Here is a 26,918-nt window from a genome sequence, read left to right as displayed (position 1 = left end):
CAACTCCTTTTCAGTTTGACTGTTCAACGCGCCAGCGGTTCGAGCGCTCGTCGTAGGCTGCCACTCGATCCGCGATGCATTGGCGGTACTCTGCCGTGCCGGCCCGGCCGACCTTCGCGCAGGCAGCCTCATCCACCGGGAAGGGTGGATTCGACTGCGCGGCGCATCCGGCCAGGACCAGAAGAATCACGACGGCACTGATGTTGGACATGATGACCTTCCTGATCAGCGGACGATGATCTTGCCCTTCATGCCACCCTGCATGTGGCCAGGAACCAGGCAGCCGTAATCGAAGGTGCCTGCCTTGGTGAACTTCCACAGGATGGTCTTGGTTTTGCCCGGATCGACGGTGACCGCATTGGGATCGTCATGTTCCATCTCCGGGTTTTTCTCCATCACCTTGGCATGCTCAACCAGCTCATCCATGGTGCCGAGCGTCATCTCATGCTTGAGCTGGCCGCTGTTTTTGACCACGAACTTGACCGTCTCGCCGCGCGAGACCATCACGGTCGCGGGGCTGAAGCGCATCTCGTCCGTCATGTTGACATTGATGACCCGGGCGTTGGCCTTCGGATCGCCAGGCTCGCCCAAGGCCGCGGCATGGCCATCGTAGGCCCCCTTCTTGTCGTTGTGACCGTGGCCGCCGCTATGGCCAGGCGCTGCGGAGACGGCGACGGCCGCCAGACTGAGCGTGCCGCTGACCAGCATGAGCATCATTTTGCGATGATTCGAGAGCATTGAGTTTTCCTTCTGCTGAGTTACGGCTCTTCAGCCGCGCTTGTTGACGTCGCCGTTGTATTTGTAGGCAACCGTACCGGGCGGGTTCTTGTACCAGCCGGGATCCTTGTAATCGCCGCGGGCCAGGCCTTCGCGGACCTTCACGACAGTGAACATGCCGCCCATCTCGATCGGCCCGAAGGGACCGGTGCCGGTCATCATCGGCAGCGTGTTGTCCGGCAGCGGCATTTCCATTTCGCCCATATCCGCCATGCCGCGCTCACCCATGGTCATGTAGTCGGGAATGAGCGAGACCATGCGCTTGGAGATGCCGCGATGATCGACGCCGATCATGGTTGGCACATCATGGCCCATGGCATTCATGGTGTGATGCGACTTGTGGCAGTGGAAAGCCCAGTCGCCCGGGTTGGTGGCATCGAACTCAAACGCCCGCATGGCACCCACCGGGCAGTCGATGGTGACTTCCGGCCAGCGTGCCGATGGTTGTACCCAGCCGCCATCGGTGCAGGTGACGGCAAAATCGTAGCCATGCATGTGGATTGGATGGTTGGTCATGGTCAGGTTGCCAAACCGGATGCGCACCCGGTCGCCCATCCGCACCGGCAGGGTGTCGATGCCGGGGAAGACACGGCTGTTCCAGGTCCAGAGATTGAAATTGGTCATCTCTGCGACCTTGGGCGTCGCCGCACCTGGCTCGATGTCGTAGGCGCTCATCAGGAAGACGAAATCGCGATCGACCCGGTACTGGTTGGGGTCGCGCGGATGCACGATGAACATGCCCATCATGCCCATGGCCATCTGCACCATCTCGTCCGCATGCGGGTGGTACATGAAGGTGCCGGACTTTTTGAGCTGGAACTCGTAAACAAAAGTCTCGCCCGGCTTGATCTGCGGCTGGCTCAAGCCGCCGACACCGTCCATGCCGCTGGGCAGGATCTGGCCATGCCAGTGGATGGTGGTGTGCTCCGGCAGTTTGTTGGTGACGAACAGCCGGACCCAGTCGCCTTCGACGGCTTCGATCGTCGGGCCGGGCGACTGGCCGTTATAGCCCCAGAGATTGGCTTTCATGCCGGGCGCCAGTTCACGCACGACCGGCTCGGCGACCAGGTGGAATTCCTTCCACTGGCCGTTCATGCGCCAGGGCGCTGACCAGCCGTTCAGGGTCACGACCGGATTGAACGGCCGGCCGGTGCTGGGCAGCGGCGGCGGCTCGGTCTTGGGGCCGGCCGGATAGGCCGGTTCCGGCAGGGCGGCGAGCGCCGAGCGGCTGACGGCCGCCGCGGCGATGCCGGTGGCGGCAGCTGAGAAGAGATTGCGTCGGGTAAACATGGTCATGTCTCCAAGGGTTCAGTGACCGCCGCCGGCGCGGGCAGCGGCAACAGCGCCGCCACCGGCCGGTGGGCCGGCTTCGACGGGCGCGATGGTGACGAAAGTGAGATCGGTATCGGCGATCCAGAAATCGCGCTGTGCTTCCAGTGCCGAGGTGACATCGGCGATCTGGTCGCGGGCGTCCGACAGCAGCTCGAACACGCTGATCAGCATGCCGTTGTAACGCTGCACCATCTCCTCGGACGCCTTCTGGCGCAGCGGGATGACCTCGTCCTGATAGTGCTTGGCGAGTTCATAGTTGGTCTGGTAGCCGAGCCAGGCCTCACGCGCAGCCGAGCGGGCATTCACCGCCGTATCGGCCAGGCGATGCACTGCCTGCAGGTAATACTGCTCGGCCTTGGTCGCCTTGGCGTCGCCGAAGTCGAACAGTGGAACCTGGAAGCTGATCTCGTAGCCGGTCTGGTCCTTGGCCTCGCTCTGGCTGTTCCGCTGGAAACCGACTTCGAGGACATTCACGAAGCGGGTCGCATTGGTCAGGCCATAGGACTTCTGCAGGGCCGAGACGTCAGCCTTGGCCATCTGGATATCGAGGCGTTCGGTGATGGCCTTGGCTTCGATATTCTCCACGCTGCGCGGGCGGCCAGGCAAAGTGGGCAGCCGATCCGGCAGTTTGTAGGCCATATCCTTGCCCCACAGACCCATCAGGCGGCCGAGCCGCTCGCGGGCGGCCGTGGCCATGACCCGGCTCTTGGCCAGGCGGGCTGTGGCATCGGCATAGAAGATCTGCTCGCGGATATAGTCGAGCGTGTTCCAGTTGCCGACCGAGCGCATGCGGCGCGCCAGTTCGGCCTGGGTTTCGGCGCTCTCGCGCACCTGGGCAACGTATTTGGCGGTCTGCTCGGCTGCCACAGCCTCATACCAGGCCCGTTTGGTCTGGGCCGCCAGAGACAGGACTTCGGTGGCGGTGTTGAGCTTGGTCCGTTCGAACCGCCGGCTTTCGATGCTGGCCGTGATCGGCAACACCAGCAGGCTGAGCGCATCGATACCGATCGAGCGCTCGATCTCGATCTCCTGGCCGCGTCGCAGGCGGGCGAAGCTGAAACCGGGATTCTCCGGCCGCCAGGAACTGGTCAGATCGGCAGCGCCGATGCCGAGCTCGGAGAAGTTGCCTTGCAGTCGACGATTGTTCAGGAGGGCGACCTGGACCGCGTCATCGGCACTCAGCGGCTTGGCCAGAAGGTCGTCGATGGTCTTGCGGACCTGGGCCTCATCCTCTTCGGACTTGATCCAGACCGGTTTCTTGCCGATCCGCTGTTCCGTGGTGGATGCGACCTCCTCGAAGGCACGGTTGGCGACCGGACCGGCACAGGCGCCCAGCAGGGCGACAAGAGCAACGCTCGCGGTGAGGCGGCGCATGGTGATGGCTTGGCTCATCATGACGGGCCTCACTTGCCGTGTCCGGCATGGCCGCCGGCCGCCGGCGACGCATCGGTCGCAGCCTTGGCCGGCATCTCATCGGTGCTGTCCGACTTGATGGCACCCATATGGCCGCCGACATCGCGCACGGTGTCATTGGCTTTGCGCCAATCGGTCTTGCCCTCGAATTGCGGGCGCTTATAGCCGCTGAAGGCGGATTGATAGGGAAGCGGGGCGGTCGGTGCGTTCGGGTCGAGAACACCGGTCGGCGGCTCTGCAGCCCAGGCAGCTTGCGCTGCAAGGCTGATGGTCATGCCCAGAAGGGCTGACCGAAAGCTCAAGGAAGACATGGAAAAGCCTCATCAAGTTGAACGACGAAAGGATGATCGACCGCAGGTAGTGCTGCGGGACGATCTTCAGGCGTCGATCAGACTCGAGGAGGCTCGGAAGGAAGTGCGGGCGTGAGGCTTGCGGGCGACTGGGTCACCGGCAGTGCATAGCCCGCATAGTAGGCGACGAAGGCCGTCAGTGGCCGCTCGCCGAAGGCAAACAGGCCGCAGAGCGCGCAGTCCTTGCACAGGATGCAGCCCTGATCGCAATTGCCAGGTGCGCTGTCGCCGCCGGTAGCCATGGCATCGTGATCATGCGGCAGGCCCTTTTCATGGGCAGTGGTCGCATCGATCTTCGAAATCTTGACACTCTGATGGTCGTGGCCGGCCGTCGAGACCTGGTCTGCAGGATCATGCACGGCCGATCCGGAGACCATGGCCGCCATCATCGTGCTCGATGTCGCAGCCATTGCCATGCTGTGCGAAAGCGAGGACACGGTTCCGGCAAACAGAATCGCAAACAACGCCAGCGCGGCGGCAAGGCGCCGCCACGGCGAAAGCGTCATCTGGGGCTGACCGGACATCATGAGAGGCACGATACAACCTTCCAGCATGGCAAGGTCAAGGCCGGAACGAGGGGTTACCAATATTTGAGCAGGCGCTGCTTGGCCGTCGATTCACGGCGCTTCGCATTTGAAAAACCTGAGTTTTCCGATATCCTGACCGTTAAGGACCCAATCTGCGAACTGCCCGGTCATCGACCGGAGCAGATATTTGCCTGCGATATTGCGGAGGCTGATCGTGTCGATCCGGGTTCTCATCCTGCTGATGCCAATACTTTTTGCCGCCTGTGCAGCAGGCACCCCATCCAGATTCGACGATCTGATCGGCTTGCCCAGGGCGGATATCATCTCGCGTTACGGAGCGCCGGATGCTGAGACCTGGGTCAATGACCGGCAGGTGCTGACCTATATCATGGATGAGCATCGTCTTCCCTCGGCAAGGTCGCGACCACCGTCGCCGCGTTTACATCAGTGCCGGGTGCAGATGGAATTTGATCGCACAAGTACCCTGCGCAGCATTCGTGAATCCGGCAATTGCCACGACGACTGACTGAATTCTTGGGATTGAATATTTCAGCGACTGACCGAGACGAGCAAAAAATGAACGATATCACCCGCCACGACCATTCGAGCCACGACCATCATCATGGCCATCAGCATGGCACGCCGGACACAGTGAAAGATCCGGTCTGTGGCATGCAGGTCGATCCGGCAAAAACCGCCCATCGGGCAGAGCATGACGGTCAGTCGTATTTCTTCTGCTCGAGCGGCTGTAAATCCAAGTTCATTGCCGATCCAGTCAGCAACACAATCGGGCAGGCAAAGCCAGCCGTGCCGCCGGCTGCGGCGGGCACCATCTATACCTGCCCGATGCACCCCCAGATCCGCCAGTCCGGACCCGGCTCATGCCCGATCTGCGGCATGGCGCTCGAGCCGGAAATGGTCACGGCCGACAGCGGCCCCAATCCCGAACTGATCGATATGACCAGACGGTTCTGGGTCGGGCTGGGACTGACCGTCCCCGTTTTCATGCTCGAGATGGGTGGACATCTCTTGAACCTGCATGTTGTCGGGCCGCAGATGTCGAACTGGATCCAACTGGTCTTGGCAACACCAGTCGTGCTGTGGGCGGGTTGGCCTTTCTTCCAGCGCGGCGCGGTATCGATCGCAACCCGTCAGCTGAATATGTTCACTCTGATCGCCATGGGGACAGGCATTGCCTGGGTCTACAGTCTGGTTGCAACCATTCATCCTGGTCTCTTTCCGCCGGCTTTCCGCGGGCCCGATGGCGCCGTCGCGGTCTATTTTGAGGCAGCAGCCGTCATCACTGTGCTGGTCCTGCTTGGCCAGGTTCTCGAATTGCGGGCGCGTGAGCAGACATCGGGCGCGATCAAGGCGCTGCTGGACCTGACACCGAAGACGGCCAGGCGCATTACGGCCGACGGCTCGGATGAGGACATTCCGGCTGAATTTATCCAGATCGGCGATCGTTTGCGCGTCAGACCCGGCGAAAAAGTGCCGGTCGATGGCGAAGTGTTGGAGGGCCGCTGTGCCGTGGATGAATCCATGGTCACCGGTGAATCGATGCCCGTCACCAAGGAAGCCGGCAGCAAGGTGATCGCGGGTACCATGAACCAGACCGGGTCATTCGTCATGCGCGCTGACAAGGTCGGCCATGACACCATGCTGTCCCGGATCGTCCAGATGGTGGCGCAGGCCCAGCGCAGCCGGGCGCCGATCCAGCGCCTTGCCGACGATGTCGCCGGCTGGTTTGTGCCGGCTGTCATCCTCGTGGCGATCCTCGCCTTTGCCGCCTGGGCCGTCTGGGGTCCGGAGCCGCGGCTCACCTTCGGACTGGTTGCCGCTGTATCCGTCCTGATTATCGCCTGTCCCTGCGCGCTTGGCCTGGCGACGCCAATGTCGATCATGGTCGGGGTCGGGCGGGGCGCCCAGCTCGGCGTCCTGATCAAGAATGCAGAAGCGCTCGAGCGGATGGAAAAGGTCGATACCATTGTGGTCGACAAGACCGGGACGCTGACCGAAGGTAAGCCAAAGCTCACCGAGATCCGCACAACAGCCCAGATTGGCCAGGACAAGCTGCTGTATTTCGCAGCCAGCCTCGAACGCAGCAGCGAGCATCCTCTCGCTCAGGCTATCGTACAACTGGCGGCCGAACGCGGCATGGCGCTCGGGACGGCAACCGAGTTCGACAGCCCGGTCGGCAAAGGCGTGGTCGGACGGATCGATGGCCATCAGGTCATCATCGGCAATGCGGACTTCCTGCGCAGCCACGGCCTGCCGGCGGAGCGGTTCAGCCACCAGGCCGATGAACTCCGCCAGGACGGCGCAACCGCCATCTATCTTGGCATCGACCAGGAGGTGGCCGGTATCCTGGCGATATCCGATCCGGTCAAGCAGACGACGCCGGCAGCGCTTGCCGCCCTGCGCGAAGATGGCATCCATGTCGTCATGCTGACGGGCGACAACCGCATCACGGCCGAAGCCGTGGCGCGGCGCCTCGGGATCGAAGAGGTAGAGGCCGATGTGCTGCCAGACCGCAAGAGCGCCGTCGTCGAGCGCCTACGCCGCGAAGGCCGGGTGGTGGCAATGGCCGGCGATGGCGTGAACGACGCCCCCGCGCTTGCGGCCGCCGATGTCGGCATTGCCATGGGGACCGGGACGGATGTGGCCATCGAAAGTGCCGGCGTCACCCTGCTGAAGGGCGATCTTCAGGGCATCGTGAAGGCCCGTCACCTGTCGGCGGCGACCATGCGCAACATCCGACAGAACCTGTTCTTCGCCTTCATCTACAATGCAGCGGGTGTTCCGATCGCGGCCGGGGTGCTTTACCCGGCCTTCGGGTTGCTTCTGTCCCCCGTCATTGCTGCGGCCGCCATGGCACTGTCGTCGGTAAGTGTGATTGCCAACGCTTTGCGACTGCGTGCCGTCCGCATCAAATGAACGGAACCTGTCGGGAGGTCAGGCCGACGCTGCCTGTGGCGTGAAGCCAGCATTTTCGATGGCCTTGCGAACCGCATCGTCAGACACTGAGCCACGCACGGAAACGCGCTTGTTCGGGCGATCGACGACGATGTCATCGACGCCAGGCAAAGCGGCAACCACCTTGCGGATACTGGCCTCGCAATGACCACAGGTCATGTCGGGAACGGTAAAGTCAGTCATCGGGTATCTCCTTGGCTGCTCAAGCCTTACGGCCTTCCTGCGTGGGAAGGTCAAGGCATGTCTGCCGGAGACGAGACTGAAGCTGCTCCCAGGCTCGTCAGCCTGAAAGCTTATGTACTGGCATCGGTTTAGGGTGGCCTGGAAGCGGTTGCGGCGGCAGCGCCACAAGCCTGACATCGTGGTAACCTGCCGCCTCGACAAGCGGAGTCGAGAGAACCAGCGGTGTCTCCAGGGCACGCGGTAATCGCGCGAGACGGCTTGCGACATTCACCGTGTCGCCAATGACGGTATATTCCAGGTGTGTCCCGTCGCTGATCACGCCTGCAAACACATCCCCGAAGTGTCCGCCAATCGCGATACGAATGGGCGGCTTGCCCAGCTTTATGCGTTCCCGGGACCAGGCCTCGATTTCATCGACCATCGACAGGGCGCAGAGTATGGCCCGCTTTGCATCGTCCGGCGCCTGTCGTGGTGCGCCGAAGACCGCCATGACCGCGTCGCCGATGTATTTATCGACCACGCCGCCATTGGCCAATACCGGCCTGGAAATCCGCTCCCTGAAGTCCGAAACGAACTTGGCAAGCTCACCTGGATCCATCGCTTCCGCCATGGCGGTGAAGCCTTGCAAGTCGGCAAACAGCACCGCGGCGCGGATGCGATCGCCAAACTCCGTTGTTCCAGATGGTCTGTTCATCAGCTCTTCAGCGACGTCGCGGGAAAAGTAGCGAGACAAGGTGGCGGCCCGACTGGTGCTGACGTAGACATTGGCAATCAGTCGCCTGGTTCGTGCGGTCGTTACCGCGAGAATGCCCATGGTCAGCAGAAAAATGATGATCGGAAACACCCTGAAATGCATCAGATGCTCTGCTGCATCCGTGTGGAAGCCGGATTCGTCGACGTTGCTGACCATGGAGGCGATCAGGATTACTGCCGCCAGAATGCCGGCTGCAAACACCACTAGCCAAGGATTGTAGCGCAGCGAAGCGTGCAAAAAGACCACGACAAGCAGGCCCGAAATCGGCAGCGTGAATGCGTCTATGGGTGCAATGCCAAATTCCGCACCGATCATGACGATTGCGATGGTCAGGGTAATGATGTCGAAACCGACAAGGAAATAGGGCAGGACGACAGGATGATATTTCCTCCAGGCCGCCACCAGGCCCGCAATGGTTCCCAGGCCGTAAACCAGCACGGCCAGCTCCAGTGGTCGGTGATCCGCTTCCTGCGTGCGCGCCGTGAAAACTGCGGCAAGCAGCGTCACCAGGATGATGGCGCGAATGATCGATGCGATCCGCTCGCTTTCAAGGTCGGATGCCCTGAAGGCTTGTGTGAGGTTTTGCGGAAGGGTTTTGTCCTGGGCCATTGTTCTTTTCAACAGACGGTCTATTTGGCCCACTGATTAGCATTAGACCCGGTTAAATTCATGTGTGTTTGTGTTATCCGTCCTCTGAAGGCATTCTATGGAACGGAGTAGCCCTGACGCCATGAGCCGCAGAATTGTACCAGATGCTGTCCAACGCCGGAGGTTTCATGCATACGCATTCCCTGTCTGACTGGCAGCACGACCATGTTTTCCTCGGTGTCGGCCATGACCGGAACGAGCGCCGGACGTGGATCGTGGTTGGCGTGACCGCCGTGATGATGGTTGGCGAAATTGCCGCGGGCCTGATGTTCGGTTCCATGGCGCTTCTGGCGGATGGCATCCATATGGCAACCCATGCCGGTGCGCTCGCCATTGCGGCCGCGGCATATGCATTTGCCCGACGCCATGCCGGCGACAGGCGTTTCACCTTTGGAACGGGGAAGATCGGTGAGTTGGCCGGGTTCTCAAGCGCGCTGATTCTGGCCGTCATAGCAGTGCTGATCGGATATGAATCCGCCCTTCGCCTGACTGCGCCGACACCAATCAGGTTCGATGAATCGATCGCGATCGCGGCGCTTGGTTTAGTCGTCAACCTGCTCAGCGCTTGGCTCCTGCATCGGGATGAAGAAACCGATGCACATGACCACGATCATGATCACCACCATCACGACCATAATCTTCGGGCGTCCTATCTGCATGTGCTGGCCGATGCCCTGACATCGGTCATGGCCATCCTTGCTTTGCTGGCGGGACGGTTTTTCGGCTGGCTCTGGATGGACCCGGTAGTGGGGCTATTGGGCGCGATTGTGATCGCCCGCTGGGCCTGGAGTCTCATGCGCGTTTCTGGTGCGGTGCTTGTCGATGCCGTGCCGGCAGGGGACACCGCCATGCAGATTCGCCAAATGCTCGAGCAAGACGGCGACCGGGTGAGCGACCTCCATCTGTGGCGGGTAGGCCCAGGGCACCTGGCTGTCATTGTAGCCCTGGTATCCGATCACCCGCTGGAACCGGACGTTTACCGGGGGAAGCTCTTGCAGATTCCGCATATGTCGCATGTCACGGTCGAGGTGCATCGCTGCGGAACTTAAATTATGCAATTATTTCAGTAGTTTGTTGTTTCTTGGTCTTTCCGGTGATCCGCGTATAAGCGTATTGCCAGATGGCTACATGCGATATACCGTTAGCTACGGTACACAACAGGGAAGTCTCCTTCCCCACCAGTAATGGGCCTCGCAGCGCGCCAACGCTTCGAGGCCCAGCCTGTTTTCAGGGCCCAGCCGGTTTCGAGGGCTCTGTATTGGACGGCGTCTTGCTTGAGGTTTGGGCTGCGCCGTGACGCAGCCCGCCCCCGCCTTACGGCATTACTGCAGAAGCGTAATCAGATCGATCACCAGCTGCAGGGTCGCCACGAGCAACGTGACGAAATGGTACAACAACAGTTCGGTTCTCCTTTCCGCCATTCTGAATAGCGGGCACCAGCGCCAACTGGCGTTCCGCTCAACCCCTCTGTACCCCCGGCGCACGGGCCGTTTGGCTGCTGTCGCAACCCAGAGCCTTCAAGATCGGCAATGGCTGAGATCAATATATTCTAGGACCGTGCAAGTCCAAATTGGCCATATGGCCGAAGTCAGAAATTATCCACCGATTCTTTTCCGTGGATAAATTGGCCTTGATCTCCAGCGCTTTAGGCTGGGAAAGCCACAGGCCAGCGAGATTTTCTACCGAGTATTACCGCCGGCCGGTGCCTGCCTTTGGCAGACCTTCGGTTTTGTAAACCGAAGGTGCGGGACTGCAATTCTCCCCGGAGATCGAACTTACACCCGGTCATGACGGCAATGGGCATGTCCAAAGTCCGCCAGCGTCTCAATGATGCGGCATTCAGCGACTTTGCCGGAGCCACATTCACCAACCATCCGCTTCAGCTCTTTGCGCAAGGCCTTGAGCTGCGAGATGCGTCGCTCGACGTTTTCGAGATGTTGCTGCGCGATTGCATTGACCGCATCGCAACTCTGGTCCGGCTCGTCTGAGATGCGGATGATTTCCCGGATATCCCCGAGCGAAAAGCCAAGATCCCGGCTGTGCCTGATGAATTGCAGGCGCCGGAGATGATTGGCGCCATATCGGCGCTGATTGCCTGCCGTCCTGGGAGGCTCTGGTAGCAAGCCTTCCTCTTCATAGTGACGGACAATCTGGACAGAGCAGCCGCTCTGGTCAGCAAGCTGTCCAATCGTAAGTAATTGATTTTCCATGTTGTGAACTCGTCTATGGCAGGTGAAATCACCGCTTGAACCTACAATAGTTGTAGGCTGTACGGTATCCGAAGTGAAATCAAATCAACAGGCGCACCATGCTTGCGACCGACATTGCTTTCCGCGGCCACCAGCCCGTAACGCCCAACGAAGCCGAATGCGTGTGCGAATTGCTGAAGCGCACGCTGTTGCTCGACTTCGACCACCCAAGCATCACGGCCTTGATTGCCGAGCGCGGCTGGCGTGACATGGTTCGCGAAGACCGCGTGCAGGCAATTTATGAGTTCGTCCGTGACGAAATCCTGTTCGGCTACAACACCGACGACGATATTCCGGCGTCAGCCGTGCTGGCTGACGGCTACGGTCAATGCAACACCAAGGCGACCCTCTTCATGGCGCTGCTGCGCGCGGTCGGCATTTCCTGCCGATTCCACGGCTTCACCATTCACAAGCGTCTTCAGAAAGGCGCCGTCACCGGCCTCTTCTATCTGCTGGCGCCCGTCAACATCCTGCATAGCTGGGTCGAGGTACAACTCGATGGCCGGTGGCTGAATCTAGAAGGTCTCATTCTCGACACCACATATCTTCGTCAGCTTCAGGCCCGTTATCCTGATTGCTCCGGAAGCTTCTGCGGATACGGCGTGTCCACCGATGATTTCCGTAATCCGAAGACGGCATGGACGGGTCGAGATACCTATATCCAGGATAAAGGCATCAATCACGATTTCGGCCTATTCAATACCCCTGACGAGTTTTACGCCAAGGTCGGTACGAATATCAGGGGCTGGAAACGATGGTTCTACATCCACTACATCCGGCACGTGATGAACCGGAATGTCACCCGCATCCGCAACGCAATCATCAGGTAAATCATGTCCGCCACGGCTGCACCGAAGGTCTCTGACATCCAATACCGTGTCACCGGCATGGATTGCTCCAGTTGCGCCGCCAAGATTGAGGGCGCCACCAGAAAGATATCTGGGGTCAACGAGGTCAAGGTATCAATCGCGTCGCAGGTCATGACGCTCGATGTCGCGGAACCCGCCGTACAGTTGCCAGAAATCGAGAGGGCGGTGACAGGTCTGGGCTATCACCTTCAGCGTCTGGATACCGAAACGGATGGCGAAAACGGTGAGCTGCCGAAAGACATGTCGCATGTTGCACCAGCTTATCGGCGCGCGCTCTGGATTGTTGTGCTGCTGAATGTTGGCTACGGCATCGTCGAAGCGATGGGCGGTTTCTGGTCTGGTTCTCAAGCACTGAAGGCCGATGCGCTCGATTTCCTGGGCGATGGTCTCATCACATTCCTCGGGCTACTGGCTATAGGGTGGAGTTTGGCGTGGCGTGCGCGTTCGGCTCTCATCCAGGGCCTGTTTCTTGGCGCACTGGGGCTCGCAGTCCTTGCCAATACGGCCTATCGGGTTCTGGTCTTGCATACGCCGGAAGCTGAGTTGATGGGCTTGTTCGGCCTTATCGCACTTGCCGTAAATGTCACGGCTGCCGCTGTCCTGGTGCCGCATCGTGCGGGCGATGCCAATGTCAGAGCTGTTTGGCTATTCAGCCGGAATGATGCCATCGGCAATGCCGCCGTTCTCGTTGCTGCTGGCGTGGTCGCCTGGACGGATTCGGCATGGCCGGATCTGGTCGTTGCCATCGTTATCGCAGGACTGTTCCTGCAATCGGCCTGGTCGATTGTGCGGGATGCGCGAAGTGACTTGGCCAGAGCAGGTAAAACATCGCCGTGACGCCGCGTATTGCAGGATTTGTATGGGGCACCGCCGCGCTCCTCCTGGATCAGGCAAGTAAGGCAATGGCCCTTGCCGCGGGCTCAGGTGATTCCACCTGGGCCATTCAGTTGACCCCATTCTTCAATCTGATCCTGGTGCGCAATGACGGCGTCAGCTTTGGCCTGCTCGGCGGCCATATACCTTGGTGGGCACTGTCGCTGTTTGCTCTCGTGGTCATCGCTTACCTCCTGTGGTGGCTCTGGCGAGAAGCCTCTTGGATCACATCCACGGGGCTTGGGCTTATCATTGGCGGTGCCGTCGGCAATGTTCTGGATAGATATCGGCACGGGGCCGTGACCGACTTTCTGGATTTCCATGCCTTCGGCTGGCACTGGCCCGCTTTCAATCTGGCGGACGTCGCCATTTTCTGCGGTGTCGCCTGTATTCTTTGGGATGGTATTCACCCTCGGTCGCAAGAGCGGATGTAACAGTATTACGGCGGCGAAGCGTCGCAGCAGCCTGACAACGCCGTGACTTGCCAGCGTAATCTTCCGTCGCTAGTTCTGTATGTCCCTCAAACATGGAGGTGTCGAATGAGGAAACTGAGTGCATTGGTCGCCGCAGGCCTGTTCGCTTTCGCCGTTTCGGCGCAGGCGGACGAGGCGAAATACGGTGGCCAGGTCAAGAAAATCGGTTCTTACGAAGGCGAGCTGGTCGTCAAGGGTAGTGACGTCCATCTCTATGTCATCAAGGACCATAAGCCGATGAACCCTACAGCCTCGATGTCGGCCAATGTGCGTCTCTTCGTGAACAACGCCGAGAGCACGGTCGAGTTGAAGCCGCAGGGCGACAAGCTGGTTGGCAAGGCTTCGGCCCCGGCCACCGGTAATGTTCGGGCCATGACAACCCTTGCCGATGGTGGTAAGGAAGTTGGCAAGGCGCAGTACAATCTGAACGTCAAGTAAGCGTATCCCCAGGCATACGGAAGCAATGAAAATCAGCATTTTCAGGCACTTTTCGACAGGTCGGCGTCTCGCCCTCATTGTCACTGTGCTTGGCATGCTTTTCTGCGCGACTGTGGGGGCCTGGCATCTAGAGCATCCGGTTATGGCCGCCGGTTTAAATGACCAAACGACGGTATCGGCATTCCAGTCGGGCGATAGTGCGTCGCAGATCGATATCGAGAAATCCAAGCCAGGTGCCAATGGAAGCCAGGACTGTGCTTCCCATTGTGAACAGCATGGTCGTGGCCTGCCGCATTCCGTGGCCAGCCTGAATCATTCCATGCCCACGGCGCCCAAGCTCCTGGCCCTTCGCGACAACGGTTTTGCCGTTGCGCAGCCTGACGGCCTCCTGGAACCTCCCAAAGCCTGATCCTTCGACTCTGAACACGACCTGGTGCGTCCGCACCGGGAAACCTGTGTCTGTCCGAGGATTCCATGCGCTTCTATAGCCCTCCCGCGCTCGCACTCTGCGTGGCGCTGACCTCCACTGCCCCTATGACTGTCTGGGCGCAGACGGTCGAAATTCGCACGCTCGACGATGCCCTGCGCATTGCCGAGGCCAATTCGCCCCGCATCCGTGCAGCCGACGCCCGGCGCGAAGGCGCGACCGGTGACCGCATGCAAGCCGGTGCATGGCCGAACCCGGAGCTATTTGTTGACGCCGAGAACTTCGCGGGCAGCAAGGAGTATCGCGGCACCAACAACATTGAGCTGACGGCGGGTCTGTCCCAGCGCATCGAGATCGGCGGCAAGCGGCAGGCGCGCATTGATGCGGCCGAAGCCGGATTGACGCTTGCCGCTCACGACCGCACCGCTGACCAACTCGCCCTGCGAGACGAAGTCGCCAAGGCTTACATCAACGCACTCTATGCCGCGCGCCTAGTTGCCCTGGAGGATGACCGACTGAAGAACGCCCAGTCGTTGGCAGGCGCCATCCGCGAGCGTGTCCAGAATGGCCGTGAGTCTCCCGTCCAGTCGCGCAAGACCGATATCACCCTGGCGGCTGCTCAGGTTGCCAGTCAGAAAGCTCAGCGCGAGCTTCAGGGCAATCGTGCTGCCTTGACCGCCTTGCTGGGTGTGCCGAATGTCGCGCTGGCGGTGAATTCCGGCTGGTTCGACCGCATCGGCAATGTGCCGGATGTCAGTCCAGATGAAGCGGCGCTGGCCGAGAATCCAGATTTTGCACGGCTGAGTGCAACAATCGCTCAGGCCCGTGCTGGCGTGGATCGCGAGCGCGCGGCCGGTGTGCCGGACCCGACGGTCCGAGCCGGTATGCGCCGGTACAACGAGGACGGCGGCAATGCCCTGGTGGTGGGACTGTCCATTCCCATCCCGGTCTTCGACCAGAATAGCGGCAACATCCTTCGTGCTCGCCAAGACTTAAACCGGGCCGAGGCTGAGGCCGACGCAATGCGACTGACGCTGCTGGGCAACCTCGCGCGAGCCCGACAGACATTGCTGGCCGCGCACAGCGAAGCCGAAGCCATGGGCAAGACGATTATCCCAGCCGCCGATGAAGCCGCGGCCGCGGCCCGTGAAGGCTACTCCGCTGGCAAATTCGGTTTTCTGGACCTGCTGGATGCTCAGCGCACCCAGTTCGACGTCAAAGCCCAACATGCCACTGCCCTGCGCGACTACCACCTGGCCCGCATCGAGCTGATGCGCCTTGTCGGCCGCACCTACTGACCTCCCGGAGAACACCATGCGCAATACCATCATCGCCCTGATTGTGGGCATCGCCCTGGGCATCGGCGGCTCGGTCGTAGCCGTGAAGACCGGCCTGATTGGCGGTCATCATGACGAAGCAGCCGGAGGGCATGGCAAAAGTGGCGGGCATGGTCACGGCCACGGCGAAGGCGAGGAAGAAGGCGACCCGCTCAAGCTCACGGCCGAGCAGATCCAGCAGTCCGGCATCACTGTTGCCGAGGCTACCGAGGGCGACCTGGTCCGCACCACGACCTTCCCGGGTACCGTCACGGCGAATCCCGACCGCATGGCCATCGTGGCGGCCAAGGCTTCTGGCGTCGTCATCGACCTGAAGAAACGTCTGGGCGATACGGTGGCCAAGGGCGAGCTGCTGGCGACCATCGAGAGCCGGGAAATCGCTGAGGTGAAGGGTGAGCTGCTGGCAGCCCAGCGCACGGAAGCGTTGGCTCGAAACACTCACGACCGGGAAAAGAACCTGTGGGAGAAGAAAATCTCGTCCGAGCAGGATTTCCTGACGGCCCGGACCGCGCTGGAAGAGGCCCGTATCCGCGTCGACTTGGCACGCCAGAAGCTGGCGGCACTGGGTCTCAACCCCGCTGACCTCGCTCGTATGAACGGCAGCGGCTCGGGTTTGCAAATCCTCGAAATCCGCAGCCCGATTGCGGGTCGCGTGGTCGAGCGCCGCGGAGCCATTGGCGCCTCCGTACCCGCCGAGACCGAACTCTTCACCATTGCCGACCTATCGGCCGTCTGGGTCGAAGCGTCAGTGGCGCCGGGCGACTTGGCCTTCGTCAAGGAAGGCGATGCCGTCAACATCGAAGGTCAGGCCAACCCAGCCAAGGGCAAAGTCGTCTTCGTCAGCCCCGTCATCGACCGTGAGACCCGGCTGGCCAAGGTCCTTGTCGAAATCCCCAATGACGGCGGCAACTGGCGTCCCGGCGACTTTGCTTCCATGACGGTGAACAGCTCGTCCGAGAAGGCTGGCATCCTGGTGCCAAAAGCCTCCATCCAGCGCATCAAGAAGGATCAGGTCGTATTCGTCCGTACCGATGAAGGCTTTGAGAAACGCGAGGTGGTCCTTGGTCGCGCCGATGGTCGCCAGGTCGAAATCCGCTTCGGAGTCGATGCGGGCGAATCCGTCGCAGTCGAGAACTCTTTTGTCCTGAAGGCTCAGCTTGAGAAGGCTGAAGCCGAGCACGCCCACTGATTGCCGCAGGCGGAACCAGAACAATGATTGAGCATATTCTTCGCCTGTCGATCCGGCAGAGGCTGGTCGTCCTCATCCTGGTGGTCGGCGTCTGTATCCTGGGCATTCAGTCCCTGCTGAAGCTTCCCATCGATGCCGTACCCGACATCACCAACAACCAGGTGCAAATCAATGCCCTGGCGCCTGCGCTGTCGCCGACGGAAATCGAGAAGCAGGTCACATACCCCATTGAGAACGCCTTGGCCGGTATTCCTGGCCTGGAAAGCACCCGTTCGCTGTCTCGTAATGGCTTCGCGCAGGTCACGGCCATATTTTCGGAGAAGACCAGCGTCTACTTCGCCCGCCAGCAGGTGAGTGAGCGGCTGACCGAGGTGAAGGAAGGTCTGCCTGAAGGCGTGGAACCGCGCCTTGGTCCGATTACAACCGGCCTTGGCGAAGTCTATATGTGGCTGATCCGCTACAAGGAGCCGCGTACCCCATCGGTTGATGGTCAGCCCGGCTGGCAGGCGAACGGCAATTTCCGCACGCCCGAGGGTGAAATCCTCGACACAGAGATGAAGCAGGTCACTTACCTGCGCACGGTGCAGGACTGGCTGGTCAAGCCGCAACTCCGCAGTGTGCAGGGCGTGGCGGGTATCGACTCCATCGGCGGCTATACCAAGGAATTCCATATCCAGCCTAAGCTGGACCGCCTGGTTGCCCAGGGCCTGACGCTCACAGATCTGTCCACTGCCATTCAGCGCAATAACACGGCCATTGGTGCCGGATTCATGGAGCAGAATGGCGAAGGCCTGGTGGTCCGCTCCTATGGTCGTCTGGAAAACATCGACGACATCGGCGCGGTCGTCGTCACCACCCGCGATGGCGTCCCGGTCTATGTTCGTGACGTCGCCACCATCGACATCGGCCATGAGCTACGCACGGGTTCCGGCAGCTCTGGCGGCAAGGAAGTCGTGGTCGGCACCGCGATGATGCTGATCGGCGGGAACAGCCGCACGGTTGCCGAGAGTGTCGACAAGAAATTGAGTCAGATTAACGCCTCCCTCCCGCCCGGCGTGGAAGCAGCCCCGGTGCTGAACCGCACAAAGCTGGTAGATGCCACGGTCGCCACGGTCGAGAAGAATCTGGCAGAGGGCGCGCTGCTGGTCGTCGTGGTGCTGTTCCTGTTCCTTGGGAATATCAGAGCCGCTCTGATTACCGCCGCCGTCATTCCCATTACGATGCTGATGACCGCCACCGGCATGCTCAAAGGGCATATCAGCGCCAACCTGATGAGCCTGGGTGCGTTGGACTTCGGCCTGATTGTCGATGGCGCCGTCATCATCGCCGAGAACTGCCTGCGTCACCTGGCGGACAAGCAGCATGAGCTGAAGCGGGTGCTGACCCGGCGGGAGCGTATGCTAGAGGTGATGGTCGCCTCTAAAGAGATGATTCAGCCGTCCGTCTTCGGCCAGGCCATCATCATCATCGTCTATGTGCCGATGCTCACTTTCACGGGCGTCGAAGGCAAGATGTTCGAGCCGATGGCGCTCACAGTCATCATCGCGCTGGCCTGTGCCTTCGTGCTGTCCCTGACCTTTGTTCCGGCCATGATTGCCTTGTTTGTCAGTGGGCCAGTCAAGGAGAAAGAAAGCCGCTTCATGCTGGCTGCCCAGACTCGGTATCGGGCCATCCTGGAAAAGGTGGTCCATATGCCGGGCCGGGTGGGTATCGCCGCGGCTGGGTTGTTCGTTGCCTCGCTTCTGGTGATGACCCAGCTTGGGCAGGAATTCATCCCGCAGCTGGATGAGAAGGACATCGCCATGCACGCGATGCGCATCCCCAGCACCTCGTTGGACCAGTCGTCCAGGATGCAGCTTCTCGTCGAGAAGGCCGTATCCGGCTTCCCCGAAGTCGTGACCGTCTTTGCCAAGACGGGCACTGCCGAGGTGGCTGCCGACCCGATGCCGCCCAACGTGTCGGACACCTTTATCATCCTAAAGCCGCAGAAGGAGTGGCCGAACCCGAGCAAGACGAAGGCCGAACTGGTTGCCGAGATCGAGCGTGCCGTGAAGCAGGTGCCGGGTAACAACTATGAGTTCACCCAGCCCATCCAGATGCGCTTCAACGAACTGATTGCAGGCGTCCGGTCGGACATCGCGGTGAAGGTCTATGGCGATGATTTCGACACTCTGCTGGAAACAGCGAATGCTGTCGCTTCGGTCATGCGCGGTGTTCCGGGCGCCAGCGACGTCAAGGTCGAACAGGCCGCCGGTCTGCCGTATCTCGACATCAACCTGAAGAAGCGCGAGATCGCCCGTCGCGGCCTGTCGGTGGCCGACGTGCAGGATGTCATTGCCACCGCCATCGGCGGCAATGAAGTAGGCGTACTGTTCGAGGGCGATAAACGCTTCGACATCGTCGTCCGCTTGTCTGATGCGGCGCGCAGCGATCTAGAGGTGCTGCGGAACCTCCCAGTGCCAGTGATCCTGCCCAACAGCAACCAGGCGATCACCGTCCCGTTGCGCCAGCTTGCTGATATCGCCATTAGCGAAGGCCCGAACCAGATAAGCCGCGAAAATGGGAAGCGGCGGGTGGTCGTCCAGGCCAATGTGCGTGGTCGAGATATCGGCTCGGTGGTGCAGGACGCCCAGGCGCGCATTGCTTCACAGATACAGTTGCCGTCCGGCTACTGGCTGGGCTGGGGCGGGCAGTATGAGAACTTGTTGGCCGCCCGCGACACCCTGGTCCTGGTGGTGCCGCTGTGCTTTGCCGCCATCTTCTTCCTGCTGTTCATGGCGCTCGGAAGCGTCCGGGACTCGCTGATTGTCTACAGCGGTATCCCGTTTGCCCTGGTCGGCGGCATCCTAGCACTGGCTTTGCGCGGCATGCCGATCTCGGTTTCCGCCATCGTCGGCTTCATCGCGCTGAGCGGCATTGCCGTACTGAACGGCCTGGTGATGGTGACGCGGTTCCAGCAGGAACTGGCTGAGGGCGTGGACAAGATTGCCGCTGTCCTGGAAGGGGCGGAAATCCGCCTCCGCCCGGTGCTGATCACAGCGCTGGTGGCGTCGCTCGGCTTTGTGCCGATGGCGATTGCCACCGGTACTGGCGCCGAGGTCCAGCGGCCAATCGCCACCGTCGTCATCGGCGGCCTGATTAGCTCCACCGTACTGACGCTGCTAGTGCTGCCGGCGCTCTATGCGCAGTTCGGTGCAGGCCGGCGGCAGAAAGAGGAAGAACTGGACGATACCAGTACGCACACCCCACACCCTCATCCGGCAGAATAAGGAGGTCACCATGAACACCACCGCAACTGTCATTCTGCTTGGCGCCGTCCTGGGACTGTCCGGCTGCGGTTGGAGCCAGGAGCAGTATCACGCCAGTATCCGTAAGGAATGTACTGAGCGCGGCCTGGTGGTAGGCACACCCGCTTTCCAGGAATGCTTCGCCAAAGAGTTACATGCGGATCATGCGAAAGAGCCAGGGGCGAGGGGTGTCCGAAATCACGGCTGGAAGCATGATCTGGAGTAAAAGTTTGGAGACAGAAATGATCCGTACAGCACTACTTCTTTTGGGTGTGGCGACCTTTGTCGGCGTGATGACTCCTCAGGCTCAGGCTCATCAAGAAGAAATTGGGTTGGTAATCATCGCCCATCCCTATGTCGAACCCGCACGCGCTGGAGACGATACTTTCGTGCGGCTGCGCATTGAGAATCTTGGATCAAGCACACGACAGGTTATCGGTGTTCACAGCGATGTCGCTCGCAATAGTGCCATCGAGGTGCAGGTTGAACCGATAAGATTTGTTCCCATTGGCTCTTTGCCTGTTCGTGCTGGAGAAATCCTGGATCTCGAATATTCAGCTCGTGTCCGACTTGTCCAACTCAAGCGAGACTTGGTGTACGGAGAAACCATTCAGGCATGTCTCGATTTCGCCGATGGTCGGAAGAAGGACCTCACCCTCACGGTGGGGCAGTTTGAGCTTTGAGAAGGCGGCTGTCGAACGTGTCAGCGTCCGATGGCCGAGGCGGCAGGGCTGCAACCCCGCCGTCACCTCGGGAGCGGAGCTTGGAGGGTCCGACTCCGCTCCCTCTGTTTTCAGTATTCTTAACGAAGGTTGAGATGTCTCGTGAGATCGCGGCCCTAAAAGAACTCATGGGCTTTACTGCCAATCCTGATCAGCTGATATTCGGAAGTTCTCAAGCGGATGCATCCGGCGGGAGCGGGGCCGAAGTCATTTTCCGCAAGCGGAAATTCAAAGCGACGATTGCGCACGCCATGACCAGAAATGACTATTTCTCCCAATGGCCCCTTCGCCATGTTGCCGGTCAGCTTTCCCTCTTTTCTCTCGAGGTCTGATACTTCGAATCCGCCTCCAAGAGCTGCTGAAGCGGAGCAGAAATCACCCCACCGTATGCCGTCGCAATACGAGACAAGGATGCCCCCGGCCAATGTTGTAATGCTCTGATCGTCGTCGATGGCGGCGAACGCTTGGATATCTTCATCGCGCTGTGCGGCGGCGTCCAACCAGGCGGATATCTCTTGCGCGCGCGTGGCTCCAGAACCTCCGTTTGTATTCCAATGAGCATGCAGGAAGGAGGCTGATATGCCGTTCTCTTCCAAAATGTACTTCACATTGGCTAGGCCAGCTTTTTGCCAATTTGATGATATGACCAACTGAGCGCCATGTCCGCGAAGCAATTTTAGGATAAGGCTTACACCGAGTTCATCGAAGTATCTGATCGCCTCACTGCCTCGCGGCGCTCTGATTATCTTCCAATCAATAGGTTCCGGGAGCGGAGGTACCGCATGGGCTTCCTGGTTGCGCGGGTGTAGCCGTGCGCGGTGAGATAACAGCGGGCCGTCTACGTCGAGGAAGACTATTTTCGAGGAGTTAGTCATTTGTGCTCCTCACCTTCAGCATTGGTCGTACGTTGAGCAGAGGATTATCCCACTTCTATTCTCTTGCCGGTTTTCGCCTCAAGATGGTTGAGGTAGTCATTGAGCCGGAGTGTAACAAAATGCTCCGTATGGGCCACGGCTTCCAGAAAATCTGGAATCTCATCAGTCGGAATGGCCATGGTCGCGAGATGGCGGACAATCACGCGTGCGGGCTCTTCCTTTACAGCAAGAGTTAACCTCACCAAGTCGGATTTATCTGTATGTGCCGCTATCGTGTTGCGAAGCTCGATTAAACGTAAATGTACATCCATTCCATCCGTTGACCCTTGATAGACCTGTTTTGGGTCCAGTTTTGGAATGCCAGATCCAGAGGAGGCATAGCAGCGGCCATATGCCATAAGAGCGGCCACAAAGAAGGCTTTATGCTGAAGGATATTATCTAGGTCACCCATTGCTATCGGATGATCCAAAACCCATTGGAAATTTGTGCGGGCTTCGACGATGTGCATCAGCACATGGGTCCAAAGATTTAGCCGTTCGTAGCCAGAAGGGTCGAGCGTAAATCCTTCACCGGTAAGCGGCGCCATATGCTGCAGATAAGTTTTTCCATCAATAGCGTCCATCGCTGTTCCACAAGTTATTATATATCAATAGTTTACTGTGGCATCAGTCGCATGAATTGGTGTGAATCGCATTATTCCTTGTGATTCACACCGCCGCCGATCAGCGCTGCCATCGACGCAGAGTGATGCGGCGATCTGTAGGGCCGTTTGCGGGTGAGCCGGCCATCGGCGATCTGGCCGGCCAGCGAGGCGATCATGCTAACTTCCAGAATCTCGGATGAGTCCAGCGGCGGCAGGATGCCGGGCAGGCGCTGGGCCAGCATCGACTTGCCCGATCCCGGCGGGCCGATGAACAGCAGGTTGTGCGCGCCGGCGGCGGCGATTTCGAGCGCGCGCTTGGCGCCCTCCTGGCCCTTGATGTCGCGCAGGTCGGGCGTGGCGGCGGTGTCCTCGGCGATGCGCGCCACCGGCGGGCTCAGCACCTGCGCGCCCTTGAAGTGGTTGATCAGCGCCAGCAGCGAGGGCGCCGCCAGCACGCGGGCGGCATCGCCGGCCCAGGCCGCTTCGCCACCCTGCGCCTGCGGGCAGATCACGCCGCGATCCTCGGCATGGGCGGCCAGCGCCGCCGGCAGGATGCCGGTGACCGGGCCCACGGCGCCGTCGAGGCCGAGTTCGCCGAGTGCCACGAAACCATCGAGCGCATCGCTGGGCAGCACGCCCATGGCGGCGAGCAGGGCCAGGGCGATCGGCAGGTCGTAATGGCTGCCTTCCTTGGGCAGATCGGCGGGCGCGAGATTGACGGTGATGCGGCGCGGCGGCAGCGCCAGGCCGATGGCGCCGAGCGCACCGCGCACGCGTTCGCGGCTTTCGCCCACGGCTTTATCGGCGAGGCCGACGACAGCGAAGGCGGGCAGGCCGTTGGCCAGCTGCACCTGCACATCCACCGGCATCACCTCGATGCCCTGGAAGGCGACGGTGCGGCAGCGGGCGACCATGCGAACTCCCCCGTTTATTCTTTGTTCGCCGTCACTCAAGCATGTCCGGTTGTGGCCGGCAACTGATGTTCGTCCGGTGAGAATATGGGTGTATGCGGCAACGCCGGCAGCCGCCGCATAAGGCTGCCGGCGCTGGCGGAATCAGCGGCTGTAGCGCTGCACCAGGGTTTCGGTCGCGGCCTTGTAGGCCTTGGTTTTCAGCAGCGCGACCTGCTGCTGGTCGGAGACGGCGCGGCGGCGTTCGGCGCTGCTGGCCTCGTCGACGAAGGGCTCGGGCGTGAAGGTGTCCCACTGGCCGCTGGCAACGTCGATGACGGCGACCATCAGGCGGATGCGCATGAGCTGCGACTGGTCGGGGATCGAACCGCCGATGATCGGCAGCCAGGACACGACTTTGCCGCCCGAGCCTTCGGTGGCCGATTCCAGCACACCCCAGTAGACGACGATGGTCTGGTAGCCGCCCTGGGCGGCGGCGAGCCGGAAGACCTGCGCGTATTTCGCCGCTTCCGCATTGGCGCTGCCCTGCATCGGCACGCCGGTGAAGGCGGCGACGGTATAATAGCGCTCCAGCGCCGCCACCATATCGTGGTCGGGGAAGGCGGCGCCCGACTGCACCACCATCACGGCAGAGCCCTTGCGCGCGGCGATCGGCTGCTTGGCGGCCAGCGCCTTGCGGATATCGTCATCCGAAATCGGTTTGTCGGTCTCGATACCGAGCACGTCATAGGCGGTCAGTTCACCGCGGTAGAAGGGGTTGGATTGGGCGCGGCGGCCGCCCTCGGCACGGTAGCCGGAATCGGAGATCGAGCGGGTTTCGCAACCGGTCAGAGCTAGCAGCACCAGCGCAAGGGCGAACAGGGCGCTGCGCGGCAGCGTCCGGAGCGTGAACATGGGGTGGTCCTTTCCTGTCAGTGCGTTTATGGGTCGCATCGCGGCGACAGGTGCACTCTAGGGTGGCAGTTATGGCGGAAATGCGGCTGTGACACCCTGCCGCTTGGCAGAGCCCGCCGGTCGCGCTACACATCGGCCACACCCTTTGGGGAGTAGCCGTCCGCCGGTCTTTGCGAAGACCTGAGCGGGGGCAGCGTCAACAGACTAGGCGAGCGGAGACCAGCCCTCTCGCCTTGGCGCTGCCGGACCGGAATCAGCATCTGGTATGGCGAGACCTTAGGCTTGACCTGTCGACACCCGGACCGGGCGGCGACGGGACAGCCTATGGCCTCATCTGCCGCCCGGTCCCCTGTGTGCACGCCCTCATGCTCACCGCCTTCTTCACCACCACCTGCCTCGTCGCCATTGCCGAGATCGGCGACAAGACCCAGCTGCTGTCGCTGCTGCTGGCGGCGCGCTTCCGCCGGCCGCTGCCGATCCTCGCCGGCATTCTTGTCGCCACTGTGGCCAACCATCTGCTGGCCGCCGCGCTCGGCGTCTGGATCCAGGACCAGTTCGATGCTCGCGTGATGCGCTGGATCCTGGCGGCGTCCTTCGCCGCCATGGCAGTGTGGACCCTGATCCCCGACAAGCTGGATGACGCGGATGCGCCAAAGCCCGGCCGCTGGGGCGCTTTTGCTACGACCCTGGTGGCGTTCTTCGTGGCCGAGATCGGCGACAAGACCCAGCTCGCCACCACGGCGCTGGCGGCGCGCTACGATGCGGTGCTGCTGGTCACGGTCGGCAGCACGCTGGGCCTGCTGCTGGCCAATGTGCCGGTCGTGCTGCTGGGCGAGCGGCTGATGCGGCGGCTGCCGCTGCGGCCGGTGCGCTTCGTGGCGGCGGCGGCCTTTGCCCTGCTGGCGCTGGCGGTGCTCCTGGCGGCTGACTGAAACATGGGCATGCGGCAGTGCAAAACGGTTGCGGCTCCAACGAAATTGTTGGTCTGCGACCGTTTTGCCGTTAAGACTCCTGGTCCTGAGGAAACGCGCGACAGCCGGAGCAAACCGGCTCGCTTAGAAGGGAGAGACACGATGCGGCGCATTCTGGCCCATACAACGCCGGTTCTGGCAACGGCAGTTCTGGCGACGGCGGTTCTGGCCGGCCTGACCTTCACCATCCATGGCGCGCAGGCCCAGGCCTGGCCCGACAAACCCATCACCCTGGTCGTGCCCTTCCCGGCCGGCGGCGGCACCGATGCCTTCGCCCGCCCGCTCGCCGCCCATCTGGGCAACAAGCTCGGCAAGCAGGTGATTATCGATAACCGCGGCGGCGCCGGCGGCACGGTCGGTGCCGGCGTGGCGGCGCGCGCGGCGCCCGATGGTTACACCTACTTTGTCGGCGGCGCGCATCATGCCATCGCGCCTTCGGTCTATCCGAAGCTGGACTACGACATCGAGAAGGATTTCGTGCCGGTGGCTGTGATCGCACAGCCGCCGCAGGTGGTGGTGATCAACACCAGCCGCACCTCGGCCACCACGCTGAAGCAGCTGGTCGACGAAGCCAAGGCCAAGCCGGGCAAGCTGTCCTACGGTTCGGCCGGTAATGGCACTTCGCATCATCTGGCCGGCGAGCTGTTCAAGATCCTGACCAAGACCGACATCACCCATGTGCCGTATCGTGGCGCTGGTCCGGCCATGCAGGATCTGGTCGGCGGCCAGGGCATCGAGATGATCTTCGACGGTCTCGGTTCGTCGGCCGGCCAGATCAAGGCCGGTCGCATCAAGGCGCTGGCGGTGGCGGCCGCCCAGCGTTCGCCGGCTTTCCCCGATGTGCCGACGGCGGCCGAAGCCGGCGTGCCCGGCTACGAGGTCTCGACCTGGTACGGCATCTGGGCCCCCAAGGGTACGCCGGCGCCGATCGTCGAACGCATGACCAAGGAAGTACAGGCCGCGATGGCCACGCCGGAACTGGTGGAAATCTGGAAGAACAACGGCTCTGCCGTGCCGAATATCGCCGGTGCGGCCTTCGCCAGCTTCCTCACCGCCGAGATCAAGCGCTGGGGCGAGGTGGCCAAGGCGTCCGGCGCCCGCATCGACTGATCCGATCCTCGCGGATTCCCGCGACCCAACACGACCGGTCGCCCTCGGGCGGCCGGTTTTTTTTTATGACGGTTCGGTATCGGCCTGTGGCCGGACGGGGGCCGGATTGGTTACACTTCGTCTTCTTCGCAGGCCGCAGCATCCATGACCAAGATCAACGGCAAACGCTACAAGAAAGCAGAGATCGAAACGCTGCTCGATGCGCTTAAGCGCCAGACCCGGCGTGCGCACAAGATTGCCGAGGATGCGATCGCCCGCATCGGCAAGGCCTCTTACGAACCCTATTATGAATATCGCACGGCGCTGATGGAGATCGAGGGCGTGCTGGTGCTGATCGAAGACCGCATGGAGAATGCGGAAGCCGATGCGCTGGCGCAGCTCAAGGACTACCACGGCTCGCTGATCGTCGATCTGCTGCGCATGAAGATCGATGTGGTGCTGCGGGTTTTTCCGGCGCTGGAGAATGCAGAGGTGCTGCCGGTCGGCACCCAGAAGGTGTTCCTGTCCACCATCTGGGAACTGCGCGAGACGGTGGAGCGCATCGACCGCGAACAGATCCAGGGTATCCTGGACGACGATGCGCGCAAGCGGCTGCTGGTGGCCGAAACCATCCTGCGCGAGGTGTCAGACCGCGCACCGGCCCTGATGGAACTGGCCGAGAAAGAAGCGAAGACCGCCTGACACCGGTC

Annotated in this window: 28 protein-coding genes and 1 pseudogene; 16 read left to right on the top strand and 13 right to left on the bottom strand. The window is 61.1% G+C overall.

From position 1 onward, the window contains the following. Positions 1–10: 10 nt before the first annotated feature. From AC1ROT_RS05095 to AC1ROT_RS05070, 6 genes are all read right to left on the bottom strand, one after another. Positions 11–211, bottom strand: coding sequence for a hypothetical protein (locus AC1ROT_RS05095; protein WP_492997553.1), 201 nt, complete (start codon positions 209–211; stop codon positions 11–13). Between the two features lie 14 nt (positions 212–225). Next, a complete protein-coding gene (locus AC1ROT_RS05090; RefSeq protein WP_492997551.1) occupies positions 226–738 on the bottom strand; it encodes a cupredoxin domain-containing protein in 513 nt (170 codons plus the stop codon). Positions 739–768: 30 nt separating this feature from the next. Beyond that, positions 769–2,067, bottom strand: a complete 1,299-nt coding sequence (locus tag AC1ROT_RS05085; protein WP_492997550.1) for a multicopper oxidase family protein — start codon at positions 2,065–2,067, stop codon at positions 769–771. An 18-nt stretch (positions 2,068–2,085) separates the two neighbouring features. After that, the gene (locus AC1ROT_RS05080) at positions 2,086–3,504 is read right to left on the bottom strand and encodes a TolC family protein (protein ID WP_492997549.1); all 1,419 of its coding nucleotides are present in this window, start codon (positions 3,502–3,504) and stop codon (positions 2,086–2,088) included. An 8-nt stretch (positions 3,505–3,512) separates the two neighbouring features. Beyond that, positions 3,513–3,797: a hypothetical protein gene (locus tag AC1ROT_RS05075; protein WP_492997547.1), complete on the bottom strand. Its 285-nt coding sequence runs from the start codon at positions 3,795–3,797 to the stop codon at positions 3,513–3,515. Positions 3,798–3,910: 113 nt separating this feature from the next. After that, entirely contained in the window at positions 3,911–4,378 is a 468-nt protein-coding gene (locus AC1ROT_RS05070) for a hypothetical protein (RefSeq protein ID WP_492997546.1), read from the bottom strand. Between the two features lie 235 nt (positions 4,379–4,613). On the opposite strand from AC1ROT_RS05070, the gene AC1ROT_RS05065 reads away from it, so the two are divergent. Together AC1ROT_RS05065 and AC1ROT_RS05060 are read left to right on the top strand one after the other, a co-directional pair. Continuing rightward, the gene (locus AC1ROT_RS05065) at positions 4,614–4,925 is read left to right on the top strand and encodes a hypothetical protein (protein WP_492997544.1); all 312 of its coding nucleotides are present in this window, start codon (positions 4,614–4,616) and stop codon (positions 4,923–4,925) included. A 50-nt stretch (positions 4,926–4,975) separates the two neighbouring features. Continuing rightward, positions 4,976–7,336 carry a heavy metal translocating P-type ATPase gene (locus AC1ROT_RS05060; RefSeq protein ID WP_492997542.1) on the top strand — a complete coding sequence of 787 codons (2,361 nt, stop codon included), beginning with the start codon at positions 4,976–4,978 and terminating at the stop codon, positions 7,334–7,336. Positions 7,337–7,354: 18 nt separating this feature from the next. Here AC1ROT_RS05060 and AC1ROT_RS05055 read toward each other — a convergent pair whose 3' ends face one another. Continuing rightward, positions 7,355–7,558, bottom strand: coding sequence for a heavy-metal-associated domain-containing protein (locus AC1ROT_RS05055; RefSeq protein ID WP_492997540.1), 204 nt, complete (start codon positions 7,556–7,558; stop codon positions 7,355–7,357). Positions 7,559–7,655: 97 nt separating this feature from the next. After that, positions 7,656–8,921 carry an adenylate/guanylate cyclase domain-containing protein gene (locus AC1ROT_RS05050; RefSeq protein ID WP_492997539.1) on the bottom strand — a complete coding sequence of 422 codons (1,266 nt, stop codon included), beginning with the start codon at positions 8,919–8,921 and terminating at the stop codon, positions 7,656–7,658. A 143-nt stretch (positions 8,922–9,064) separates the two neighbouring features. On the opposite strand from AC1ROT_RS05050, the gene dmeF reads away from it, so the two are divergent. Continuing rightward, positions 9,065–10,009 carry a CDF family Co(II)/Ni(II) efflux transporter DmeF gene (gene dmeF / locus AC1ROT_RS05045; RefSeq protein ID WP_492997537.1) on the top strand — a complete coding sequence of 315 codons (945 nt, stop codon included), beginning with the start codon at positions 9,065–9,067 and terminating at the stop codon, positions 10,007–10,009. A 726-nt stretch (positions 10,010–10,735) separates the two neighbouring features. On the opposite strand, the gene AC1ROT_RS05040 is transcribed toward dmeF, so the two are convergent. Next, positions 10,736–11,170 carry a MerR family transcriptional regulator gene (locus AC1ROT_RS05040; protein WP_492997536.1) on the bottom strand — a complete coding sequence of 145 codons (435 nt, stop codon included), beginning with the start codon at positions 11,168–11,170 and terminating at the stop codon, positions 10,736–10,738. A 98-nt stretch (positions 11,171–11,268) separates the two neighbouring features. Between AC1ROT_RS05040 and AC1ROT_RS05035 the strand changes: the two genes are divergently transcribed. The 10 genes from AC1ROT_RS05035 (at position 11,269) to AC1ROT_RS04990 (ending at position 20,785) form a co-directional block, all read left to right on the top strand. Next, positions 11,269–12,039: a transglutaminase-like domain-containing protein gene (locus tag AC1ROT_RS05035; protein ID WP_492997535.1), complete on the top strand. Its 771-nt coding sequence runs from the start codon at positions 11,269–11,271 to the stop codon at positions 12,037–12,039. Between the two features lie 3 nt (positions 12,040–12,042). Beyond that, positions 12,043–12,915: a cation efflux transmembrane domain-containing protein gene (locus AC1ROT_RS05030; RefSeq protein ID WP_492997534.1), complete on the top strand. Its 873-nt coding sequence runs from the start codon at positions 12,043–12,045 to the stop codon at positions 12,913–12,915. Next, positions 12,912–13,385: a signal peptidase II gene (lspA, locus tag AC1ROT_RS05025; protein WP_492997533.1), complete on the top strand. Its 474-nt coding sequence runs from the start codon at positions 12,912–12,914 to the stop codon at positions 13,383–13,385. Before AC1ROT_RS05030 ends, lspA begins: the two co-directional genes overlap by 4 nt. A gap of 105 nt (positions 13,386–13,490) precedes the next feature. After that, positions 13,491–13,862 carry a hypothetical protein gene (locus AC1ROT_RS05020; RefSeq protein WP_492997532.1) on the top strand — a complete coding sequence of 124 codons (372 nt, stop codon included), beginning with the start codon at positions 13,491–13,493 and terminating at the stop codon, positions 13,860–13,862. A gap of 25 nt (positions 13,863–13,887) precedes the next feature. After that, positions 13,888–14,271, top strand: coding sequence for a hypothetical protein (locus AC1ROT_RS05015; protein ID WP_492997531.1), 384 nt, complete (start codon positions 13,888–13,890; stop codon positions 14,269–14,271). Between the two features lie 65 nt (positions 14,272–14,336). Further along, positions 14,337–15,587, top strand: coding sequence for a TolC family protein (locus AC1ROT_RS05010; protein WP_492997530.1), 1,251 nt, complete (start codon positions 14,337–14,339; stop codon positions 15,585–15,587). Between the two features lie 16 nt (positions 15,588–15,603). Further along, positions 15,604–16,815, top strand: a complete 1,212-nt coding sequence (locus tag AC1ROT_RS05005) for an efflux RND transporter periplasmic adaptor subunit (RefSeq protein WP_492997528.1) — start codon at positions 15,604–15,606, stop codon at positions 16,813–16,815. Positions 16,816–16,838: 23 nt separating this feature from the next. Next, the gene (locus tag AC1ROT_RS05000; RefSeq protein ID WP_492997526.1) at positions 16,839–20,084 is read left to right on the top strand and encodes an efflux RND transporter permease subunit; all 3,246 of its coding nucleotides are present in this window, start codon (positions 16,839–16,841) and stop codon (positions 20,082–20,084) included. Between the two features lie 10 nt (positions 20,085–20,094). Continuing rightward, positions 20,095–20,328 carry a hypothetical protein gene (locus AC1ROT_RS04995; protein ID WP_492997524.1) on the top strand — a complete coding sequence of 78 codons (234 nt, stop codon included), beginning with the start codon at positions 20,095–20,097 and terminating at the stop codon, positions 20,326–20,328. Continuing rightward, on the top strand, positions 20,315–20,785 hold the full coding sequence (locus tag AC1ROT_RS04990; protein WP_492997523.1) for a copper chaperone PCu(A)C domain-containing protein: 471 nt from the start codon (positions 20,315–20,317) through the stop codon (positions 20,783–20,785). Before AC1ROT_RS04995 ends, AC1ROT_RS04990 begins: the two co-directional genes overlap by 14 nt. Positions 20,786–20,940: 155 nt before the next feature. On the opposite strand, the gene AC1ROT_RS04985 is transcribed toward AC1ROT_RS04990, so the two are convergent. The 4 genes and pseudogenes from AC1ROT_RS04985 to AC1ROT_RS04970 all read right to left on the bottom strand — a co-directional run bounded on the left by AC1ROT_RS04985 (position 20,941) and on the right by AC1ROT_RS04970 (position 24,148). Further along, complete coding sequence (locus AC1ROT_RS04985) at positions 20,941–21,699, bottom strand: HAD domain-containing protein (protein WP_492997521.1); 759 nt, start codon at positions 21,697–21,699, stop codon at positions 20,941–20,943. Between the two features lie 44 nt (positions 21,700–21,743). After that, positions 21,744–22,322, bottom strand: coding sequence for a hypothetical protein (locus tag AC1ROT_RS04980; RefSeq protein WP_492997519.1), 579 nt, complete (start codon positions 22,320–22,322; stop codon positions 21,744–21,746). Positions 22,323–22,408: 86 nt separating this feature from the next. Next, positions 22,409–23,257: pseudogene (locus AC1ROT_RS04975) on the bottom strand (YifB family Mg chelatase-like AAA ATPase); the annotation flags it as partial. 141 nt (positions 23,258–23,398) lie between these two features. After that, positions 23,399–24,148: a lipoprotein YafT gene (locus AC1ROT_RS04970; RefSeq protein WP_492997517.1), complete on the bottom strand. Its 750-nt coding sequence runs from the start codon at positions 24,146–24,148 to the stop codon at positions 23,399–23,401. A gap of 365 nt (positions 24,149–24,513) precedes the next feature. Here AC1ROT_RS04970 and AC1ROT_RS04965 point away from each other — a divergent pair, with 365 nt between their 5' ends. From AC1ROT_RS04965 to AC1ROT_RS04955, 3 genes are all read left to right on the top strand, one after another. Further along, on the top strand, positions 24,514–25,080 hold the full coding sequence (locus tag AC1ROT_RS04965) for a TMEM165/GDT1 family protein (RefSeq protein WP_492997515.1): 567 nt from the start codon (positions 24,514–24,516) through the stop codon (positions 25,078–25,080). Positions 25,081–25,221: 141 nt separating this feature from the next. Then, on the top strand, positions 25,222–26,229 hold the full coding sequence (locus AC1ROT_RS04960; RefSeq protein ID WP_492997513.1) for a Bug family tripartite tricarboxylate transporter substrate binding protein: 1,008 nt from the start codon (positions 25,222–25,224) through the stop codon (positions 26,227–26,229). Between the two features lie 144 nt (positions 26,230–26,373). Next, complete coding sequence (locus AC1ROT_RS04955; protein WP_492997512.1) at positions 26,374–26,910, top strand: hypothetical protein; 537 nt, start codon at positions 26,374–26,376, stop codon at positions 26,908–26,910. Positions 26,911–26,918: the final 8 nt, after the last annotated feature.

It is taken from the genome of Ferrovibrio sp. GW821-FHT12E11, assembly GCF_058806975.1.
Note: the sequence above shows the minus strand (reverse complement) of the source record. Positions and strands in the feature narration are given on the sequence as shown.

What these genes read in the sequence shown, in the direction of transcription:
- AC1ROT_RS05095 (WP_492997553.1), bottom strand. Translation starts at nt 211, where the DNA reads ATGTCCAACATCAGTGCCGTCGTGATTCTTCTGGTCCTGGCCGGATGC.
- AC1ROT_RS05090 (WP_492997551.1), bottom strand. Translation starts at nt 738, where the DNA reads ATGCTCTCGAATCATCGCAAAATGATGCTCATGCTGGTCAGCGGCACG.
- AC1ROT_RS05085 (WP_492997550.1), bottom strand. Translation starts at nt 2,067, where the DNA reads ATGTTTACCCGACGCAATCTCTTCTCAGCTGCCGCCACCGGCATCGCC.
- AC1ROT_RS05080 (WP_492997549.1), bottom strand. Translation starts at nt 3,504, where the DNA reads ATGATGAGCCAAGCCATCACCATGCGCCGCCTCACCGCGAGCGTTGCT.
- AC1ROT_RS05075 (WP_492997547.1), bottom strand. Translation starts at nt 3,797, where the DNA reads ATGACCATCAGCCTTGCAGCGCAAGCTGCCTGGGCTGCAGAGCCGCCG.
- AC1ROT_RS05070 (WP_492997546.1), bottom strand. Translation starts at nt 4,378, where the DNA reads ATGACGCTTTCGCCGTGGCGGCGCCTTGCCGCCGCGCTGGCGTTGTTT.
- AC1ROT_RS05060 (WP_492997542.1), top strand. Translation starts at nt 4,976, where the DNA reads ATGAACGATATCACCCGCCACGACCATTCGAGCCACGACCATCATCAT.
- AC1ROT_RS05055 (WP_492997540.1), bottom strand. Translation starts at nt 7,558, where the DNA reads ATGACTGACTTTACCGTTCCCGACATGACCTGTGGTCATTGCGAGGCC.
- AC1ROT_RS05050 (WP_492997539.1), bottom strand. Translation starts at nt 8,921, where the DNA reads ATGGCCCAGGACAAAACCCTTCCGCAAAACCTCACACAAGCCTTCAGG.
- dmeF (WP_492997537.1), top strand. Translation starts at nt 9,065, where the DNA reads ATGCTGTCCAACGCCGGAGGTTTCATGCATACGCATTCCCTGTCTGAC.
- AC1ROT_RS05040 (WP_492997536.1), bottom strand. Translation starts at nt 11,170, where the DNA reads ATGGAAAATCAATTACTTACGATTGGACAGCTTGCTGACCAGAGCGGC.
- AC1ROT_RS05035 (WP_492997535.1), top strand. Translation starts at nt 11,269, where the DNA reads ATGCTTGCGACCGACATTGCTTTCCGCGGCCACCAGCCCGTAACGCCC.
- AC1ROT_RS05030 (WP_492997534.1), top strand. Translation starts at nt 12,043, where the DNA reads ATGTCCGCCACGGCTGCACCGAAGGTCTCTGACATCCAATACCGTGTC.
- AC1ROT_RS05020 (WP_492997532.1), top strand. Translation starts at nt 13,491, where the DNA reads ATGAGGAAACTGAGTGCATTGGTCGCCGCAGGCCTGTTCGCTTTCGCC.
- AC1ROT_RS05015 (WP_492997531.1), top strand. Translation starts at nt 13,888, where the DNA reads ATGAAAATCAGCATTTTCAGGCACTTTTCGACAGGTCGGCGTCTCGCC.
- AC1ROT_RS05010 (WP_492997530.1), top strand. Translation starts at nt 14,337, where the DNA reads ATGCGCTTCTATAGCCCTCCCGCGCTCGCACTCTGCGTGGCGCTGACC.
- AC1ROT_RS05005 (WP_492997528.1), top strand. Translation starts at nt 15,604, where the DNA reads ATGCGCAATACCATCATCGCCCTGATTGTGGGCATCGCCCTGGGCATC.
- AC1ROT_RS05000 (WP_492997526.1), top strand. Translation starts at nt 16,839, where the DNA reads ATGATTGAGCATATTCTTCGCCTGTCGATCCGGCAGAGGCTGGTCGTC.
- AC1ROT_RS04995 (WP_492997524.1), top strand. Translation starts at nt 20,095, where the DNA reads ATGAACACCACCGCAACTGTCATTCTGCTTGGCGCCGTCCTGGGACTG.
- AC1ROT_RS04990 (WP_492997523.1), top strand. Translation starts at nt 20,315, where the DNA reads ATGATCTGGAGTAAAAGTTTGGAGACAGAAATGATCCGTACAGCACTA.
- AC1ROT_RS04985 (WP_492997521.1), bottom strand. Translation starts at nt 21,699, where the DNA reads ATGACTAACTCCTCGAAAATAGTCTTCCTCGACGTAGACGGCCCGCTG.
- AC1ROT_RS04980 (WP_492997519.1), bottom strand. Translation starts at nt 22,322, where the DNA reads ATGGACGCTATTGATGGAAAAACTTATCTGCAGCATATGGCGCCGCTT.
- AC1ROT_RS04970 (WP_492997517.1), bottom strand. Translation starts at nt 24,148, where the DNA reads ATGTTCACGCTCCGGACGCTGCCGCGCAGCGCCCTGTTCGCCCTTGCG.
- AC1ROT_RS04965 (WP_492997515.1), top strand. Translation starts at nt 24,514, where the DNA reads ATGCTCACCGCCTTCTTCACCACCACCTGCCTCGTCGCCATTGCCGAG.
- AC1ROT_RS04960 (WP_492997513.1), top strand. Translation starts at nt 25,222, where the DNA reads ATGCGGCGCATTCTGGCCCATACAACGCCGGTTCTGGCAACGGCAGTT.
- AC1ROT_RS04955 (WP_492997512.1), top strand. Translation starts at nt 26,374, where the DNA reads ATGACCAAGATCAACGGCAAACGCTACAAGAAAGCAGAGATCGAAACG.